General features: G+C 71.6%; 9 protein-coding genes. 7 read left to right on the top strand and 2 right to left on the bottom strand.

The window, feature by feature from the left end:
- The first annotated feature begins 146 nt into the window (after positions 1–146).
- The 7 genes from JS521_RS03045 to JS521_RS03015 all read left to right on the top strand — a co-directional run bounded on the left by JS521_RS03045 (position 147) and on the right by JS521_RS03015 (position 6,139).
- On the top strand, positions 147–656 hold the full coding sequence (locus tag JS521_RS03045) for a hypothetical protein (RefSeq protein WP_205081135.1): 510 nt from the start codon (positions 147–149) through the stop codon (positions 654–656).
- 85 nt (positions 657–741) lie between these two features.
- Positions 742–1,158, top strand: coding sequence for an ATP-binding protein (locus tag JS521_RS03040; RefSeq protein WP_205081134.1), 417 nt, complete (start codon positions 742–744; stop codon positions 1,156–1,158).
- A 134-nt stretch (positions 1,159–1,292) separates the two neighbouring features.
- Complete coding sequence (locus JS521_RS03035) at positions 1,293–2,504, top strand: hypothetical protein (RefSeq protein WP_205081133.1); 1,212 nt, start codon at positions 1,293–1,295, stop codon at positions 2,502–2,504.
- 61 nt (positions 2,505–2,565) lie between these two features.
- Positions 2,566–3,405 carry a Rossmann-fold NAD(P)-binding domain-containing protein gene (locus tag JS521_RS03030; protein ID WP_372448547.1) on the top strand — a complete coding sequence of 280 codons (840 nt, stop codon included), beginning with the start codon at positions 2,566–2,568 and terminating at the stop codon, positions 3,403–3,405.
- A complete protein-coding gene (locus JS521_RS03025; RefSeq protein WP_205081132.1) occupies positions 3,402–4,544 on the top strand; it encodes a phosphoenolpyruvate carboxykinase (ATP) in 1,143 nt (380 codons plus the stop codon). Before JS521_RS03030 ends, JS521_RS03025 begins: the two co-directional genes overlap by 4 nt.
- Positions 4,545–4,854: 310 nt before the next feature.
- A complete protein-coding gene (locus tag JS521_RS03020; RefSeq protein ID WP_239486716.1) occupies positions 4,855–5,211 on the top strand; it encodes a glycine-rich domain-containing protein in 357 nt (118 codons plus the stop codon).
- A gap of 70 nt (positions 5,212–5,281) precedes the next feature.
- Positions 5,282–6,139 (top strand): class I SAM-dependent methyltransferase, encoded by an 858-nt coding sequence (locus JS521_RS03015; RefSeq protein ID WP_307847754.1) that lies wholly within the window; start codon positions 5,282–5,284, stop codon positions 6,137–6,139.
- A gap of 289 nt (positions 6,140–6,428) precedes the next feature.
- On the opposite strand, the gene JS521_RS03010 is transcribed toward JS521_RS03015, so the two are convergent.
- Complete coding sequence (locus JS521_RS03010; protein ID WP_205081131.1) at positions 6,429–18,257, bottom strand: hypothetical protein; 11,829 nt, start codon at positions 18,255–18,257, stop codon at positions 6,429–6,431.
- Complete coding sequence (locus tag JS521_RS03005) at positions 18,258–18,653, bottom strand: hypothetical protein (RefSeq protein ID WP_205081130.1); 396 nt, start codon at positions 18,651–18,653, stop codon at positions 18,258–18,260.
- Positions 18,654–18,730: the final 77 nt, after the last annotated feature.

Here is an 18,730-nt window from a genome sequence, read left to right as displayed (position 1 = left end):
CCTCACGGTCGTCTTCGCCACCCACGCAATGGCCGGGGAGCCCCAAAACCCCGAACCCCGCCAGCACACCCACCCGGACCGCCTCCGCGCGCCACCCAGCCACCCGGCCACCCAGCAGAAACCCGCCACCCGCCCAACTGGCTGGCGTGACCGTCCAACTCGGGCGCGAGCAGCAGCTCGCGGGCGGGCACTGGCTGTTGGGGGCGGCGCCGTCCCTCCAAGAGACGCGAGCCACCTGGGAGGAGTCCGGCTCGGCGTGGCTGAGGCCGGGCGTCCTGTTCGGTGCCGTGGTCGTACGTGCCGGCGTGGTTCATGCTGCGCTCGGCACGGACAGTCCGATCGGCTGTGCGCCCCTGGTTGATGTCGGCGGACCGGTCTTCTACAGCGACGAGGGATTCGGCAGGGAGGGCGCATACACGGCGCTGGTCCCGGCGTCTGTCGCGCTGGTGTGGTCGGTGAACGGGTCGCTGCCGCATCACCGAAGGGCGCTGCTGGAGGTTCCTGCACCGCAGGTGGTGATGCCGGAGCGTGCTGGCCGCCCGTGGTGGGTGGTGCCCCTGGACGGCCCCGGACTGCTGTGTGACCCGGACCTGCTCGCCGCTCTGGTGAAGCAGGGGACCGGTGCGGGGGACGCCGAGGGCGGCCCCGGTGCTTGACACGCTGATGCCAGTGGCCGCGCCCGGGGCGTTCTCGCCCCCGGCCGTCCGCCAACGCTCATGCAGCCGGATCGGAGCGCTCGTGATGGTCGAGACCGGAGCGGGCCCGATGCCCGCGTACACCGAGACGCTGCCGAGGGCCGCCGCTTCCGTGCGCAGTGCGCGGCGCCTGGTGCGCCTGGCCCTGGACGTGTGGGGGCTGAGCGGTGTGCAGGGCGATGCCGAGCTGATCGTGAGCGAGCTGCTGACGAACGCTGTGCTGCACGCGCGGCGGGATTCTGTCCGGGTGTCCGCGATGCGGCTCGGGGAGGGGCGGGTCCGGGTCGCCGTGGTGGACCTGTCGCGCGACCGGCTGGCAGTGCGCCCGGCTGGTGACGGTCAGGAGTCCGGGCGGGGCCTGGACATCGTGGCGACGCTGAGCGGTGGCCGGTGGGGCGTCGAGCCCTTGCCGTGGGGCAAGCGGGTGTGGGCCGAGCTCGGCCAGGAGGACAAGCCCCGATGAGTGAGCGCACCGCACAGGTCCTGTACTGGGTGGCGCTGGCCTCGCTGCTCACCGCGATCTGTCTCGGCATCTCCCAGAACTCGGCCTAACCCGGCTGCGCCGTGCGCGCGGCCGATATCTAGAAGGAGTCGTTGATGACGCTGACCACGAGCGGGGAGACGGCGGTGCCCGCGCCCGTACTGTTCGAGGCGAGTCGTCGGGCTATCGCCCAGGCGGCAGAGGACCTGTGGCCCGGCCGCGGTGCGGTCCTCGGCCCGCAGTGCCCCGGAGTGACGTCGTACGTCTGTCAAGTCCTGGTCGAAGGGCAGGAGTTGTACGCGAAGTATTCCTGGTTGAGTTCGTCGCTCGTGTCGATTCTGCGCGGTGCGCGGGGGGCCTGGGCGGACGTGCAGGAGGCGCTGGAACCGTATGTGAAGTCCGTCGATCTGGTGACGCGGCGGGAGCTGCAGCACCTGGAGTTTCTGCAGCAGCTCGGCCGCCCGCGGGTCTGTGAAACGGCGGGGTTCCGCCGGGGCGTCCTCTTCACGCGGGCGGTGGCGGGGTCAACGGTCGCGGAGGAGCTGGCTGTCCGGCCGTGGGACACGGCGCCCTTACTCGACTCGGTGCTGCTGTCCCTGCGGGAGCTGCACGGCGAGCAGGGGGCGCGGTATCTCCGGCAGGCCTGGCCCATCAATGAGCGCAGCGTCGTCGACGTGTTCTCCCGGAAGTTCAGGGGACCGGCCGCCGTCCGGTACATCGCGAGGCTGGGGCGGGGCAGGCTCGTGGGCGATGAGCGCCTGGCGGTCGTCGACCTGCTCGGGAACGCAGTCCGCCGACTGCTGCGGCTCACCAGCGCGATCCGGCCCCGGCAGCGGACGGCGGTGTTCGGCGATCTGAAGCCGGAGCACGTCTATCTCTCAGGCCACCGGCTGACGTTCATCGACCCGGCGCTCCAGTGGGCGGCCGGGCCGGAGCCGGACGTGGCGAAACTCTTCGGTCGGGCGCTGCTCCTCGGCTTCTGCCATCACGAGCTGCGCGCGGAGCGGCAGATCACGGAGGGCGTGGTGTCGGTGCTGAGCCAGCACTCCCAGAGCGTGAGCCGCGGCGACCGGACCGACCGGGCCGCGCGGCTCCGCGAGGTGATGGTCCTGTGGCTGATGGACACGGTGAACATCCTGAGCACCTGCCTGAGTGCGCCGGCAGACCTGCCGCTGACGAGCAACCAGCTGGCGCTTGTGGCGGAGGCGCATCGCATCGCGGCCGTCGTTGAGCGGGTGAGCGGTCTCCTGGTGGGATCGGCCTCCGGGCTGAGTCTGCTGGACGCGGTCTTCCACGAGGTCGAGCACAGCGCGTTGGACCTGCGGTGAGCGGGCCGGTGGTCGGGTCGTCGGCGCGGGTGCGGTCGGGCAGGTCCTGGCGGCCGGGCTGGTGTCCGCGGCGCTGCCGGGGCGGCTCGTCGTAGTGTCGAGGCGGGCAGAGCAGACACGCGCCCTGGTCGCCGACCTGGAGGACATGGCGCTGTCCGTACGGTCGCGCACCCGGGTCGAGGCCGGTGAGGTTTCGGACCTCCGCGGGTGCGACGCCGTGGTGGTGGCCTTGCGCACCGACTTCACGAACAGCGCTGTCCAGGACATCCGCCGCGGCGGGGCCACGGCGAACGCGCCCGCTCTCGGCACCTTGGCGCGGGAGCTGCGCGGATACGAGGGCAGCGTTCTCGTCGTCACGAACCCCGTGGATCTGATGGCCCGACGGTTCGCCGAGGTGTCGGGGTGCGCCCGGGTCTACGGGATCGGGTCGAATCTCGACTCCGCCCGGTACCGGCTACTCCTCGCCCGGTACGCCCGGGTCTCCCCGGAACGGGTGCGCGGCCACGTGATCGGGGAGCACGGCGACCGGGCCGTTCCCTGCCTGTCGTCGACGACCGTCGACGGGCTGCCGGTCGAGGGCCGGGCCCGTGCGGTCGTGGAAGGGCTCCAGGAGCGCCCGGCGCTGATCCGGGCGGGGATCGGCCGTACGCGGTGCGGCCCGGCCGGTGCCGTCGTCTCCACACTCCGCAAAGCCCTTGGCCTGGTCGACGGCATCGAGGAGCTGTCCGTGCCGTACGGGGACGTGTGGCTCGGCATCCCGATCGCGTTCACCGGCGGCGTACCGGCCCCGTGCTGTCCGCCGCTCACCCGCTACGAGCGTCTCTCTCTGGACTCCGCCGCGAGCAGCCTCCGAGACGCCTACACCCATCTCCCTGCACCTACCGAGAGGATCCCAGCATGATCAGCGCTACCCGCCTTCAGGCCGCTTCGGCGGCCGTCACCGTCCTGAGCAACCGGACCGAGGTGACGGACTGGACACGGCGATACTTCGGCCCGTGGTGGGCCGCGTCCGCTGTCGAAGCCTCGTCGGTGTGCGCTGGCCCGGTCGTCGTCGCGGCCGTCGACCCCACCGAGCACGCGGCGCTCACCCTCCAGGTCCACGACGGCCGGCATGCCGAAGAGGTGGAGTACGCGCGGCACCGGATGCTCGTCGCAAGGGACGGCGAGGACATCATCGCGGCATCGCCGGACGAGGCGATCGCGTACCGCTACACCGCGTCCACCGGTCGCCTTGAGCTGTCCGGCGTCGGCGTGATGGAGCTGGCGTTGGCCGCCGCGCGCCTGGCCCGCGAGGTGGTACGGGGGCAGCTGCTGCGGGACGGATGGGCGGTCCTGCACGCGTCGGCCGTCGTACGCCCAAAGGACGGGGCAACGCTCCTCTCGTTCGGCGGCAAGGGGGCGGGCAAGACGACGACCGCGCTCCTGCTCGCATCGGCCGGATGGCAGCTCCTCGCGAACGACAGGGTGCTGGTCCGGCCGACCGGGGAGCGGTACGTCGAGGTGGTGCCGTGGCCGTCGGCCGCTGCTCTCGGTCTCGGCCTGGTCGACTCCCTCGGCTGGGGGGCGGCGGCGCGCGGCCACCTGCAGGAGGGCGGGGCCTTCCATCCAACGCAGCACAACAGCGTGACGGAGGCCCTCCTCGCCGGTGACTTCACACCTCTCTGGGAGGACAGCAAGCGGCGGGAGCGGAAGGTCCAGGTGTTCCCGGACCAGTTCACGCCGTTGTTCGGCGTCGAGCTCGCCACGGGCGGCCGTGCGGCCGGACTCCTCTTCCCCCGGGTCGAGGCGGACAGTTCGCCCGACATCGTCGACGGCGACCATGCGCTCGGGCTCCGAGAGGACGACTTCATGTCGGGCGCCACAGAGGACCGGTACCCCGACATCTTCGAGCTGGCGCAGGGCGTCGATGGAGGCGGTAGGCGCAGCGCCCGCGACGAGGTATCGGCGCGCCTGGCGGCGCTGCCTCACCGGCGGGTCCGCCTGAGCCACGACATGCCCGCCAGCGTCGCCGCGCTCCGGAAGGCCGCAGAAGCGATCTGACACCCGGCCGACAAGCTCCCTCACCCCGGTCGGCCGGGGTGCGGGGGCCACCGCACGACCCGACGATCGACGGACGGCCCTACCGGCCGTCGAGATCACGAAGGTCGCCGCGACCGAAGGCATCAGCGGGCGGCCCCGTCTTCCGCCTTCTCCAGACCATTTCGCTAAGTCCTGTCCCGTAATGATCTTCCGAGGGCGACGTGACGCCTCACACACGGGAGGAGAGTATGGCGCCAGCCGCCGAACCCAGGGTCCGTGACCCGCGGGACTACGTGGACCCGAGGTCTGGGCCCGGGAGGTCCAGCTCCTCATGCGCGACTACCCCTTCGACGAGGTGATGGCGACGCGGCTCTTCCACGCCGCCGTCTCCTACCTGATCACGGCCATCGACAAGTGGGGCCAGGGCCTGGAGATGTGCTGCGGCCGCACCGTCGACATCGCGGTGCACACCTTCATCCTGGACACGCAGAACTACCGCGAGTTCTGCCACCGGCACTTCGACGCCAGGTTCCTGGAACACATCCCGGAGATCGACTTCAAGTACGACGGCAGCGTCGAGCGGACGGCGCAGATCATCGCCGACAACGGTTTCGAGGTCGACTGGAAGCTGTGGGAGGCGGACTACGGCAAGTGCGGCCCCTGCCGGCCCGGGGAGAACTGCCACTGAGCCGCAACGGCCGGCCGGGGCCCGGCGTGTGCACCCCTGGGGGTGAGGCGGGGGCGTTCGCCGGTGGGCAGTGGAGCGGCGCGGGTACGGTGGCCAGCTCGAAGGCCGCCCCCGCCCCCAGAGGAACGTCATTCCACCCGAGCCCCGCACCCCGGCCCAGTACTGGGACACCTACAAGCCCTACCGGGGAGCGGGTGAGCAGCCCGCCCCGGAGGTTGGCCGGTTCGAGTGGACCCAGTACCCCGGCCACGGGCCCGGAGCCGAGGTGCTGGGGCGCCCTCGCCGTGCCCTGGACCTGGGGCCAGCGGAGGGCAGGGAAGCGGTGTTCCTGGCCCGCCAGGGTGTCGCCACGACCGGCGTGGACCTTTCCGCTGCCCAGGTCGACCGCGCCAGCCGGTGGTGGAAGGACACCCCCGGCCTGGAGTTCGTCCACGCCGAGGCCGGCGACTACCTCACCTCCAACACGGCCCCCTTCGACGCGGTCTACTCCGTGTGGGGCGCGGCGTGGTTCACCGACCCCGAACTCCTCTTCCCGCTCGTCGCCCAGAACCTCACACCCGGCGGCATCTTCGCCTTCAGCCAGGCCGAACCCTCCCCCGGCGCCTACGGACCGCAGCCGATGCACGGCAAGTGGCTCGAAGGCAGGGAGAGCGAACTGACCGTGCTGCGCTGGCAGTACACCCCCCAGACGTGGGCGGACCTCCTCAAGCGCCACGGCTTCACCGACATCGACGCCCACATCCTGCCCCCACCGGACGGGGAAGATCTCGGCACGCTCCTCGTACGCGCCCAAGGACCGGCCGGACCAGGTCGACGTCAATCTGAGGTAGGAACGGGCCGAAACCGTGGGCTCAGGGGCATCACGGACCGGGAAGTCGATGCGGATGTGGGTCGGCGCGTATCTCGCTACCGTGTCCAGGGTATGTGAAGACGCAACACCCGGATCCCCGCCGACTTCCGGCTCTACCTGACCGCAACTCCGCGCATCCTCGCCGCGGCCCAGCCCCAGCGGGGCGCGGACGGCCAGGAGGCGGAGCCTCACGCAGAGGCGATCCGGTCACGGCCCGGCGCAGCGCGTCCAGCCGCACCAGTGTCTCGCGCAGTGCCGGACAGAGCGGGGCCTGGCCGATCCCGGGGCCGTAGAGGTCCTCCAGGATCCCGGTGGCGGTCCGGCTCGGCGGACCGGCTGTCCTCGTCGCCGTCCTCCCAGTCCATGATCATGTCGAGGGAGTCGGCGCTGCTCCCGGGGACGAGGGTTCCGGCGAGTCGAGCAGCAGCCGCGTGGGCGCCGAGGTGTCGGGCTCTCCCCGTTGCACCCGGATGAGCCTGTGCTGCTCGGGCGTCAGCCCCATTTCCTCCACGGGCAGTTTGTCGCGTAGGAGCGCCGCCTGTGTGGACTGCGCCAACGACAGCGTCATGCCGATCGCTTCGAGTTCCGCGACCGACACCATCCCCTTCAACGGCACTGCCGGCGGTGGAAGGACGGGGGCGGGAGGCTGATCGGACGGCGCCGCCGTAGCGGTCTTGGTCTGTTCGGGCACGACCCGCACGCCGAGCCGTTCCGTCAAGAGCTCCGCCACCTCCCGCAGCCGGCCCGCCGCGACGTCCAGGCCGAGGCCGGGCCGGACGGATTCGCTCCTGTAGCGGCTCAACTTGTCGTTTACCGTCCACCGCTTCAGCTCCGGGCTCCACCGGACCTCGCCGGACCCCCGGCTCATCCCGGGCTCCGACCGTCCGGACTCCCCGAACCGGGCCGCGATGCCCGTGTGCCCCAGCCCGTCCAGGTCCTTCCGCAGTCCGTCCGCCGTCAGGTCCGGAGCCACGCTCCGCATGCCAGCGAGCAGTGCGTCGAACTGCTCCGGCGTGATGATCCCGCTCGGCTGCTCGCTGCCCAGCAGGATCTGTCCGTCCTCGGTCACCGTGTAGATCCACACGGTGTCCGGGTTCGCCGTGACCAGCAGATCGGGATCGACATCGTCCAGGGGGATCCACAGCGGATTCACCCGTACGTCGCCCTCACCGTCATGCTCCTCGGGCTTGACGCGCTTGGGGGCCACGCTGTCGCCGTAGACGAGCAGGTCATGCGCTTCGGCGCTGCTGCCGTTGTAGTGGTCCACGCCGTTGTAGTGCACCTCGATCACACGGGATGCGCCGCTGGGGCCGGCCCGGCGGGTGTCGGCCAGACGACCGTCCCAGGCCACCTCGACCCGGGCCCCGAAGGTGTGGGCGAGCAGGGGCAGGAAGATCTCGCCCACGTCGGTGATGTAATCCTCCTCCCAGCGGGCGACAGCGCGCATGACCGTACGCATCTCCGCGTCGTCCAGTGGAGCCGCGCTCGTCGGGTACAGAACGGCCAACTCCGCGCGCAGTCCCGCCTCCGAGCGGTCGATCAGCATGTCCGCGTCCACACCGTGGTGCGCGAGCAGCGAGACGAGCCCCGCCCGGTGCAGTCCCGCGATCCGGGCCCCGAACTCCGCCGTCGTCGACAGGCGCAACTGCCCGATGACGGATCGGGGCAGACGGCCTCCGCTCCCGGTCACATGGGCCTCGACGGCCTTGCGCATCGCGCTCACGACGGCGGTCTCCGGGCCGCCCGGGTAGTGCCCGGTGGTGGACTGGACGACCGCTCTGCCGCTGAGCCCCCCGCGTACGGCGTCGGCGTCGCCGAGCCAGGCGTACACGGCGGGGTCAGACTCCGCCAGAGCGGGCAGCCGGCTGCGTACGTATCCGGGGTCGCTCGCGATGAGTGAGTGGAAGAGACACTCCCCGGTGACCGGAACCCGAACGGGCCGCCCCCTGGCCGCACCGTCCGGAGGCAGGGCAGACGAGGGCTGCACCGGCTTCGGCTCCGGCTGAGTCCTGGCCTCCGTCTTGTCCTGGACCTTCGGCTCCGGCTGAGTGCCGGCCTCCGTCTTGCCCCCGGCCTTCGGCTCCGGTTTCGCGTCCGTCACCGCCCCCTCCCGTACCGCCAGTCGGTAATGGCGGTCTGCCAGGCTGAGCACCACGTGCGGCCGCGGGCCGCCGGGCGGCAGGCCCAGGGCCCCCGCCAGGTGGCCCGTGGGATCGGACGGTCCCGGGCCGAAGTCCTGGAAGCGCCCCGCGTCGTCCACGACGGTGATGTCCACCCCGAACGTCCGGGCGGCCAGCACCGGCAGCAGGTCGGCCGCACCGTGGTTCCAGCCCGCCTCGCCCTCCGTGTTCCCCGGGCGCATCAGCTGGGCGACGGCCAGCGCGGCCCGGGCCGCCGGGTCCGGGGTCACGGAGTGCGGCATCAGTCCGCCCAGCCCGTCGAACTCGCGGCCTCCGGGAGTGTCCGCCGCCAGCGGCCCGGCCCCCCGCAACCCCGCCCCGGTGACTTCGGCGTCGCTGAAGGCATCCATGGCATCGGGGGCGACGGCTTCGAGCAGGTCCGCGTCCGAGGGGTCCATGAGCCTGGCGGTGAGCATCCGCAGCACCGCGTCGGCCGCCGCACGCCGGTCGCCGAGGTCCACCCCCTGTTCGGTGAGCAGGCCGGGCGCGCTCCTGCTCAGCCCCTCCACCAGCGCGTGCAGGAAGGCGTCCCCGTCCTCCGGCACCTCGTGCAGGGCGTACGTGACCTCGTCGGGCGAGGTCAGCCGGGCGTCCGGACCGGTGCCGGTCCTCGTGTACGCCGGGAGCGCGGGCGGCACCGGGGGCGCCGGCACCGCGGGCTTCAGGTATGTGACGGCCGGGGGCTCGGTCCTGCCCTCCAGGCGCTTCCGGCCCTCGCCGGTGGCCGCTTCCTGGTGCCACCGGGTGAGCTGGTCCGTCCCCGCCCTCACCCGGTGGTACTCGGCCGCGGCGTCCTCCGCCGTCGTCCTCAGTGTGCCGAGCAGCGTGCGCCGGTTACCGAAGGCGGTGACGGCGGCGTCGTGCCGCCGGGTGGCCGCCCCGACCCGGCGGTCCGCGGTGGCAAGCGCCCTTTCGGCCGTGTTCACCCGCCGGTCGGCCGCCGCCTTACGCTCCCGCAGGGCGGCGATGTGGACCTCGGTGGGCGAAAGCCGTTCCCGGGAGGTCCGTTCGGCGGCCGCCAGGGCCGCACGCGCCTCCGCCATCTCCTCGCGTGCCAGCTCCGCCCAACCATCGTGGGCGGCCTCACCGGTGTCCGAGGCCTCGGCGGCTTCGAGGGCCTCGCGTATCGACTGCTGACCGGCGCTCCGTATCCGGTCCATGCGTTCCTCCGCGGCCTCCACGGCGTTGTGGGCCGCCTCGGCCACGTCGTACGACTGGGCCAGCCTTCGGCGGGCCGCCCCGGCGGCGGTCTCCGCGTCGTCGAGCGCGATCCGCGCCGCGTCCCGCTCCTCCCTCCGGCCGATCGCCGAACGGCGCTTCTTCCAGTACGCCTTGTCGGCGTCGACCCACGCCTTGCTCGCCTCGCCCACCGCGTCCCACGCGGCACCCACCCGGGCGGGGAAGTTCGTGTCGTCGATCAGGCCGAGTTCCCTGGCGACATCGTCCCTGACCCAGGTCAGGGCGTACGCCTCCGAGCCGACCGCCTTCGGGCCGGGCCTGACATGGCCGAAGGTGCCTCCGACGAAGCGTCCGACTCGGGTGTCCTTGATGCCCCGACGCACATCGGCGACGCTCAGCCACGAGGTGGGAACGGCGAACAGGAACACCCGGCCCGTCTTGGGTTTCGTGTTGATGGAGGTCAGCTGGTCCGCCGAGGTGGGCAGGGTGTCGCCTTCAGCGGCGTACGGCCCGGTGCCCGACCCGCCCATCTGGTGCATGCCCGTCTTGTCGGAGCTGATCAGCACGCCCGCCCCGAGCGCGGAGTCCTGGACGGTCTCCCGTCCCACGGACGACGCCGCGCCGGCGCCGGTCCGCCGGAGCATCTCCATCTTCTGGCCGTCGGCGACGGTCAGCAGACGGGCGCGGCTGAAGTCGGGCTTGGCGTACAGCTCGAGCTGAGCGCTCTCGGTGCTGACGATGTTCTTCTCGGTCAGCCCGGGGACGCCGTAACCCTGAGGCGTCACCGCACGGTGGTAGTAGGCCGTGAGCGCGGCGTTACCGGTCCCGTCCTCCAGCGCCTGGGCCGAGCCGGAGCCCAGCCGGGTCAGCCCGGTGTCCCTGGCCCGGCGTGCGGCATCAGGTCCGTCCACGGAGAACCCCGCGTCGTACGACAGGGCCAGCGCGTAGGTGTTCGCCACCTGGATGTCCGCGAGGCCGACGATCCGGCGCACGTCGAAGCCGGTGGCGGGGAAACGGAACGGCTTGAGGGTGCCGTCACCGTGCACGGTGTCGGGCCCCAGCACGTACGGCGGGACGCCCTGCCTCGGTGCGGCGAGACCGGTCAGGTCCGGGGGCGGCAGCAGATCGGCGTCCGGCTCCCCGTCGGGGGCCATCAGGCTCAGCGGGACGTGCTCGCGCAGGATCCCGGCGGAGTGCGCCACGCTGATGACCTGCTTGCCGCGGAACCGGTCGAACCCGGTGCGTACGGGCCCCCGTCGCCCCGGTGCCGGGTCGTCCGCCTCGAGCGATATCCGGAGCGTGTAGGGCGTGGCGATCTCCGCGTACGGTTCCGTCGAGGCCGCCCGGAACACGGTCAGGGTGGATTCCGTACGGCTCTCGCCGCTGGACTTCCGGTCGGAGCCGGTCTCCGTGAACGTCGGTCCCGCCGCCACGGCCCCCGTGGGGTTCTCCGTGTGGACGGCCTCCCCGACGAGGTAGCCGAAGTCGGCACCCTTCGTGGACTCGGCACCTTCGGTGACCGTCTCGATGGCCCGTCGGTTCTCCTCCATCTCCACGCTGTGGTCCAGCATCTCGAACGTCGGCGTACCGGGTTCGAGCTGGACCCTGATCCGGATCTGCCGCTTGCCGATCCGGACGCTGTGCCAGCCCCACGCTCCGGTGCGGGCCGGGACCGAGGAGCCACCGCCCGTGGTCTCCTTGTCCAGGGATCGCAGGACCCGGGACGAGACCAGGGTGCGGACGCGCTCCCGGGCGGCGTCGTCCAGCCCGAGCACGGCCACCTGCTGTTCGAAGGCGGCGAGCGCCGCGGTCGGGTCCAGCGCGTTGACGGCGTACGTACCGAAGTGGTCGTCCCGCAGCCACGGTTGCGGGGACCAGCTGTGGCGGGTGTAGCGCGGCACCTCGCCCATGCCGTCGTCGATCAGCCCAACGAGGTGGGCGCTCTTCTCCGGCACATGGGCCAGCCAGCCGCCGGGCACGGTAGTCATCCGCCCGGCCGCCGCGGCGATCCAGTCGGGAACGAGCGGCCTGCCCGCGGCACCGGAGCCGAGCAGGCTCGCCGTCAGGGCCAGCCAGTGCTCGGCGGTCCCCGACACGAGGACCTGGTGGCCGAAGCCCTTGCGGTTCATGTCGTGGACGAAGGAGCGGGTCACGGTCCTGCTCGACTGGTCCGCCGTCGACCAGGGGCTGGCGACCAGGCCGTAGGTGCCGAGCAGTCCGGGCCCTGCCGCGTGGGAGCGCGCGTAGATGAGCTGCCCGCCGACGAAGAATGTGCGGGTCTTCGTCAGCTTACCCGCCGTCTGGCCGGTGCCGCCCAGCACCATTTCCGTGTCCATCGGCACCGACCCGGTCAGCGCCTGGATGCCGTCCACCGCCGTCAGATGCCGGAAGGTGGCCCAGAGCGTGGCGTACGGGCCCTTCCCCATCAGCCCTGAGGCACTCCAGCCCAGCGGCCCGGAGCTCTGGTCGAAGTTGGCCGTCAGGTACTGCGGCTGGAAGGCACGGAGTACGGCCTCGCGTGTCGGCGCGCCCTCCTCGGTGAGCTGCCAAGCGCCACCTGACCCGGCGGCCATGGCCTGCTCGAGTGCCGAGACCAGGGCCGGTGAGGGCATCACGCCGATGGTCAGGAACGGATGGTTCTGCAGGTCCCGGAACATCTGCGAGCCCCGGCCGTTTGGTGTCACCGGGCCCGGGTTCCCCACCAGGTCGGAGGCGCGCACCAGGCTGCCCGGCCTGGACAGGTCGCCGAGGGCGAGTGCCCGCGCCCGGGCGGGCCGCAGGGTGCGTACCGGCTGGAGGGCGACGCTCGCGTAGGGGTTGGCAGCAGCCCGGCGGTGCGGGTCCACGGCTGGCGCGTGCGTGCCAGGGATGCTGATGAGCACCTGCCCGGTCCGGGGCCCGCCGCCCACCTGACGGCCGCCGGGGGCCGTACCGATGAGCAGGTCCTGCGGTTGCCGGAAGACGAACGGCTGGGTGCCGAGCAGCCCCAGCGTCGCTGTTCCGCGCAGCAGGCCCCGGAACCGCCAGTACCCGCCGCGGTCCACGGTGATCGAGAGGTCGTAGCGGTAGAGGTGCGACGGACCGGCACTCACCGTCATCGGCTCGTACGTGGCCGTCGCGCCGAAGTTGGTCTCCTCGTCGGCCTGCCAACCCCAGCGCACGCCGGCGCTCGGCCCGCCCGCGTTGTTCGGTGCGCCGATGTCGTCCGTCAGGGGGTCACGGAAGGCGATCAGCCCCTCGACGCCCGCCTCCCCGATGCGCTTGGCGCTCTTCTGGCCGTCCACCCGCTCCACACCGACCGAGCTGTAGCGCAGCTTGAAGTCGTCCTGCACGCCCTCGAAACGGCGGTTGGTCAGCTCCCCGTGCAGCCAGATGTAGCGGTGGCCCTGTCCGATCCGGCCCGGCTCGTTGAACCGGATCCGGATGCCGGTCGTGGTCAGCGCCTCCAGGTTTCCCGCCATGCTCCGGTACGACAGGGCGCTGAGGACCTCCAGGGTGTTGGCGAGGGCCGTGCGGTACTCGTCGTCGTTCTTCCACCGCGTCGTCGGCGCGGGGCGTGCGCCGGCGGACGGATCGGGCGGGCCCAGAACTGCGTTCGCCCGCTCCCGCCAGGTCCTGTGCTCCGGCGGCGCCAGCTGGTCGAGCCGTGCGACCAGCCCGGGATAGGCCGCCGCGAGAGCCGTCAGCACCTCGTCGGCGAGGGTGTCCAGGAAGGTGCGCTCCCGTCCCGTGGCTCCGGTCGGCCCGGTCTTCGTACCGTCGCCGAAGGCGAACTCCTCCACCCGGTGCATGCCCAGGGTGGGCGGCCTGTCCGGGGTCAGGTAAGCGGGGGCGAACGGTTCTGGTGCTCCCGCGCGCAGCGCACGCCGCAGGCCGTCGTCCCAGCCCGCCAGCCGACGCGCCTCCGTGCGGGTCATCCGGTCCACGCTCCAGGTGTGGAACTGCTGCGGCCGGGAGCCGCTGCCGCTGCGCTGGACGTACACCGTCTTCCGGACCAGGTAGAGACCCGTCGCATCGCCCTTGACCTGGCCGGCCGTCTTGATCGCCCCGGAACCGCCGAGGCCGGCGGTGCGCGACACGGAGAAGAGGTATCGGAACGCCGCGCCGAACTGGAGCCGGAGATTGAGGGCGCCGTTCCCCAGGTCGAAGAAGTTGAAGGCCGGGCCCGCGACGCCGTCGATTCCGAAGGCCGCCGTCTTCTGGACACTCCGGTCGTTGCGTACGGCCAGGGTGTTGATGTCGCGCATCTCCGCGTCGGGCGTCTCCGTGATCAGCGTCGCCCGGCCCGGCACCACATCGACCACGAAGACGCCCAGCGGCGTACGGGTCCTGTCGTCGGCGAAGAGAGGCACGGTGGTGACCCGCCCCCTGGACAGTGCGGGGCTCTGCCGCTGGAAGCTCAACGAGGAGAAGAAGGAGTTCAGTTCACCGTAGGCGGTACTGCCCGGTGCCACGCCGATCTCCTGGGCCGCCCAGTCCCGCATCCGGGAGACGGGGCCGAACCCCTCCGTCCGGACCAGCCGGTAGGCCGACTGCCGGCCGAGCTCCATGGAGCGGGGGATGCGCCCGGGGGCGGCGGTCGCACTCATCACGCTGTCCGGCAGCCGTACGGACAGCCCGTCCCTCACCGCGAACCCGAAGACCGCGGGCTCGGGACCGGTCACGATCCTTCCGTCCGCATCGGTGACCCGCAGGTCGTAGTAGACGTGGTCCAGATACACCCGCGAGCCGTCGAGCGCGCGGGTCTCCGTCTGGCTCGTCCCCTGTTCGGTCTGTCCGTATCCCACCCGGTCGGTGAAACCGAGCCGCAGACCGAGTCGGCCGAAACCGCTGAATGCGGCCGCGCCCACGGGCCCGATGGGCCCGCCGAGCGCGATCTGGAACGCCGACTGCATGGTCTTGCTCTGCCCGGCGGTGAAGACCGAGCGGTGCATCCCGTCCACCTTCACGGGGCTGCCGTAGGTGTCGGTGAACTGTTCCCAGTCGCCGTAGTGGCGCGCGACGACCGACAGCTTCCGCGCACTGCCGTCCTGCGCCGTGTACGGGAAGACGCGCCCGTCCCCGGCCAGTGTCTTGGGCTCCTGGGTGAAGGCGTACGTGACGTCGGCCATCAGCTTCGAACCGGCCGGGCGGCCTTTGTTCGGCTGCTCGGGCCGCACCCCGTCGGACCCTGTGGACAGCAGCCGGCCGATCTCGGCCAGCGCCTCGCCGGTGCCGCGCAGCACGACGTCGCTGTGCCCGAAGGTCATGCCGCCGGAGACCAGTTCGAGGAGGACCTCCGGAGGGGCGTCCTGCACGAGCTCCTGCACGTCGTCGATGTACGCGGGCATCCGGGAGCCGTCACCGAAGCCGGTCCGGTCCCGCCGCCCGCCGAGCGGCCGGGGCAGGTCCCGGTCCAGCACGGGGGGCCGGGTGCTGGGGAGCACGGGCGCGTACGGCTCGGCACCAGGGGCACCGCTGGTGGTGGCCGGACGGCCGACGGGCGGCGGGGAGGCCACAGTCGCCGTCGCGGACACGGTTGCCGTCGCGGTCGTGCGCGCGGATGCGGATCTGGGCGTCCTGGTGGGTGTGGGCGAGAGGTCCCCGACGAGTGTGCTGATCAGCTGCAGATGGCGGCCGCGCAGCCCGCCCTGGGCCAGCCCCTCGGGGGCCGGGCGCCGGTAGTCCCCCAGGAGGCTCCCCTCCACGTCCGGGCGTCGAGGTGCGACCGCGTGCCGGGACTCGTCGCGGAGGCCGAGCATGTGCGTGATCTCGTGCGCATAGTCGACGGGGTCGGCATCCGCCCACCAGGCGGACCGGGTCATCTGCTGGTCGCGGCCGACGAATTCGACGTTGAGCCCGTTGTGGTGCGGGTCGCTCTCGACGCGCACCACCGTCACATGCAGGAGGTCACCGTTCGGCAGCCGGTGACCCGGTGCGTTGATCGCGGTATCGACGCCGCTGAGCACCTTCGCCCAGACGCCGTCGGGCATCCGGTCCGGGCTGCCGACACCGACCTCGACGGTGAGGTCGGTGACATGGTCGCCGCCCACCCCGAAGCGGCGTACTTCGAACTTCGACCTCACCACGAACTGAGTTGTCCGACCCTGCTGTTGCGGATCCGGTGGCGTCGACACCGGGTCGACCCAGGTGTGCGAGCGCAGCACCGGTTCCACCCCGGCGCGCGCCGCCTCCCAGGCGGGCGACCCGGGGGCGGCGTCGGCGGCGGTCCCTGAGACGGGGCCGGTCGCCCCTACCGCCTCGGCCCCGTCCGGGGCCAGGTCGGCATCCGGGCCGGAGAGTCCGGGCAGGTCCCCCTGCTGGGGCCCTGCCCCCGGAGCGGGCAAGGACGAAGAAGTCGCCAGAGCGGTCGGCGAGGAAGAGGAAAGGGGCGGGGAAGACGAAGGTGAGGACATGCCGGGGAAGCTCGACGGCGTAGCGGACCGGCCGTCGGACGCCTCGGCCGACGAGGTGTCCGGCGACACGGCCGGTGCTTCCGGCGCCGCTGTCGGCACCGCCGGTACGTCGTGGGTCCCGGCCCGCCGTTGCTCGGGGCGCACCGGATCGGCGATGGGCAGGGAGTGCTCCGGCGTCGGCCCGGTGAGCGCGTCCGCGCCTGTTTCGGCGTCCGTGCCGGTGTGCTCGGCAGGGGCTTCGCCGCTCAGCGGTGCCGCGTCCGGTTGCGGTGCTTCGGAGGAGGTACGCAGCCCTGTCGGGGGCGCCGGGTCGCCTTCGGGCACGGTCGTGTTCGTGGTCGTGTTCGTGTCACGGGGTGCCGGGGTGAGCGACTGGTCCGTACCGTCAGACAGGTACTCCTGACCGTTTCGGTCGGCCTGCTGGTCGTCTGTCAGGCCTGTCGCATCGGTCCCGTCTGTCAGGGCGGTCCGGGAGGACTGCTGTGACTGGCTTCCCGGCGTACCGGGCGATGCGTTGTGAGTTCCGGGGGCGGATGCGGGTGCTGTCGTGTTCGAGCCGGCCGAGGTGCCCAGGGGCGTCGGCGCTGTGACGGTGTCGGATTCGGCGTCGGTTGCCGGTGGGGCGCCGTTCACCTGCTGATGTGTGCCGTGTTCCGTGCCCGGCGGGGCGCCGGTGTTCCGGGCGGGCTGTCCTTGCCCGGGCAGGTCCTGCCCGGTGGTGTCGTGAGGGACGTCCCGTGTCCCGTCCTGGCCGAACGATGCGTCGCCCGGGTCGGTATCCACGTGCGTGGCGTCCATACCGCCCGGGGTGTTCGAGTCCGGTGCGGTGGCGGAGCCCTTCGGCGTGGTGAGCCCCTGGAGGAGGTCACTTGTCGATCGTGGCACGTTCGAAGGCGTGTCCGGCGTGAGGCCGTCGATGAGGTCCTGCGGCGTGAGCTCCGGAGTCGTGAGGACGGCGTTCGAGACGGCCGACGGCCCGGAGGCCCGCCCGGGCGGCGGCGTGGACGGGGTGAAGGCCGACGAGGTGGACGGCGGCACGTAGGGGGCCGGTGGCCCGCTCGGGTCGCTGAAGCTGTTGCTGCCGTTGAAGCCATTGCCGCTGTTGAAGCCGTAGCCGCCCAGGTTGTTCGCGCCGTTCGGGCTGTTCGAGTCCCGGGTGGTGAGGTCGAAGGGTCCGGACAGTACATCGCGGCCACCGGTGGGCAGGATGTTCAGCGCGGACGGCGGTGGGGGCGTGTACGTGGGCGGCGGGATGCTGAGACCGCTGCCAATCCCGCTCGGGAGTTCGGTCGAGACGGTGTTCGGGAAAGGCACCGCGGGATCCGGGGTGAACAGGTTGCTCTTCACCGTCGACGGGCCCTTGACATCCGGGCCCACATCCGGCTTACCGGACCCCGAACCGCCTCCCAAGCGGTTGTCAGGGCCGGGCAGTTCGTTGATGTCGGTGAACCGGTTGTTGTTGAAGTAGTTGTTGTAGATGGAGAAGGCGCCCGCTCCGATGGCCAGCCCGGCACCCATGTCGAACACGGTGCTGGTGCCGGAGCCGACGAACGTCTCCCACTTGAATTCCCACTTGTCGTAGAAGGCGCCGTTGATGATGACTTCGGCGGTGCTCTCGGCGGCGCCCCCGACGACGAAGGCGGTGACGACCGTGGGAGGGCCGTTCACCAGCCCCTTGAACAGCAGACTGTTGGGGTCGATCTTGAATTTGCCGAAGACGTCCCCGAGGAGGTCCTTGAAGATGTTCTTGATGGGCTTCAGGAACTTGTCGAAGATCTCCATGAAGCCACCGGTGAGCGCGCCGAAGGCCGCCGCGACACCGACGTCCTTCCAGTCCACTCCCCCGGGCTTCCGGCCCCCGGTGTTCAACCCGATCTGCGCCAGCCGGATCCCCAGCGCCACGATGGCCTCATGGATCGCCTGTCCCAGGGGCGACCCGATGGGCGACATCCGCAGCAGGCGGTCGATGATGATGAGGATCGCGAGCTTGCTCCGGGCCCGCGCGAGGAACATCTGCGAGACCGAAGCGCCGCCGGTGAACGCGATCAGCGCCGCCAGGATCGCCAGTTCGGCGATCAGCATGATGATCTCGGCGATGATCTCCCACTTGGACGCCTGGATCTTCTGCGAGTAGTCCACCTGGCCGTTGGCCAGTTCGTCGAGCTGGAACAGCAGCTGCTGGACGGGGTCGGTGCCGCCCGGTTCGTCGGTGAGCATCCGCACACTCTCGATGTACGGACGCGCCACCTCGGGCGGCAACGCCGCCTCCACCATCTGGATCGTCTCGCGCGAGGCCGCGCGCAGATCCATCAGGCCCCTCTGAAGGGCCAGGTAGAGCTCACGACTTTCCCACGCCAGATTCTCCCTGGCCTGCAGGGGCATCTCACCCAGCAGGATCCAGAGCATCGTCCGGACGTCCGGCGGAAAGTCGATCTCCTCCACTCAGCGTCTCACCTGCCCACCGACGCAGTGAAGTGCCTCGTCCGTCTTCCGACCGTGAGACCGGATCCGATCGACGGCGTCGGTGCGGGTGCTCTCGACGTACTCCAGATCGGTGAGTACCGCCGGGACCAGCGTGTGCAGTGCCCCGTACAGCCCCTGGGTGACATCGGCGCACAGGGCCTCTGGTCCGCCCTGCACTTCGGACGCACCTGCTGGGCGAAGTCGTCCGCCCAGCCTGTCCACGCCCTTGGTCAGCGGAGCCCGAACCGTCCGCAGCTCCGCCTCGGCACTCCGGGCGGACACGGCCACGCGCTCGGCGCCCGGCGCCACAGAGGCCGACAGAGCGGGGAGTTCGACGGAGTCCGCGCCAACGGCGGGCGTGACAGGGATCGCCACCTCTGCCGTCACAAGGGCGGCGAGAACTGCCGTCGATCCCGTTCCGGCCAATGCACGCGGGCAGCAAGCTCGTCGCA

This window comes from Streptomyces durocortorensis (assembly GCF_016901035.1).
GTDB classification, from domain to species: Bacteria; Actinomycetota; Actinomycetes; order Streptomycetales; family Streptomycetaceae; genus Streptomyces; species Streptomyces durocortorensis.
The sequence above is the reverse complement of the archived record's forward strand: the minus strand, read 5'-3'. Positions and strand labels throughout refer to the sequence as shown.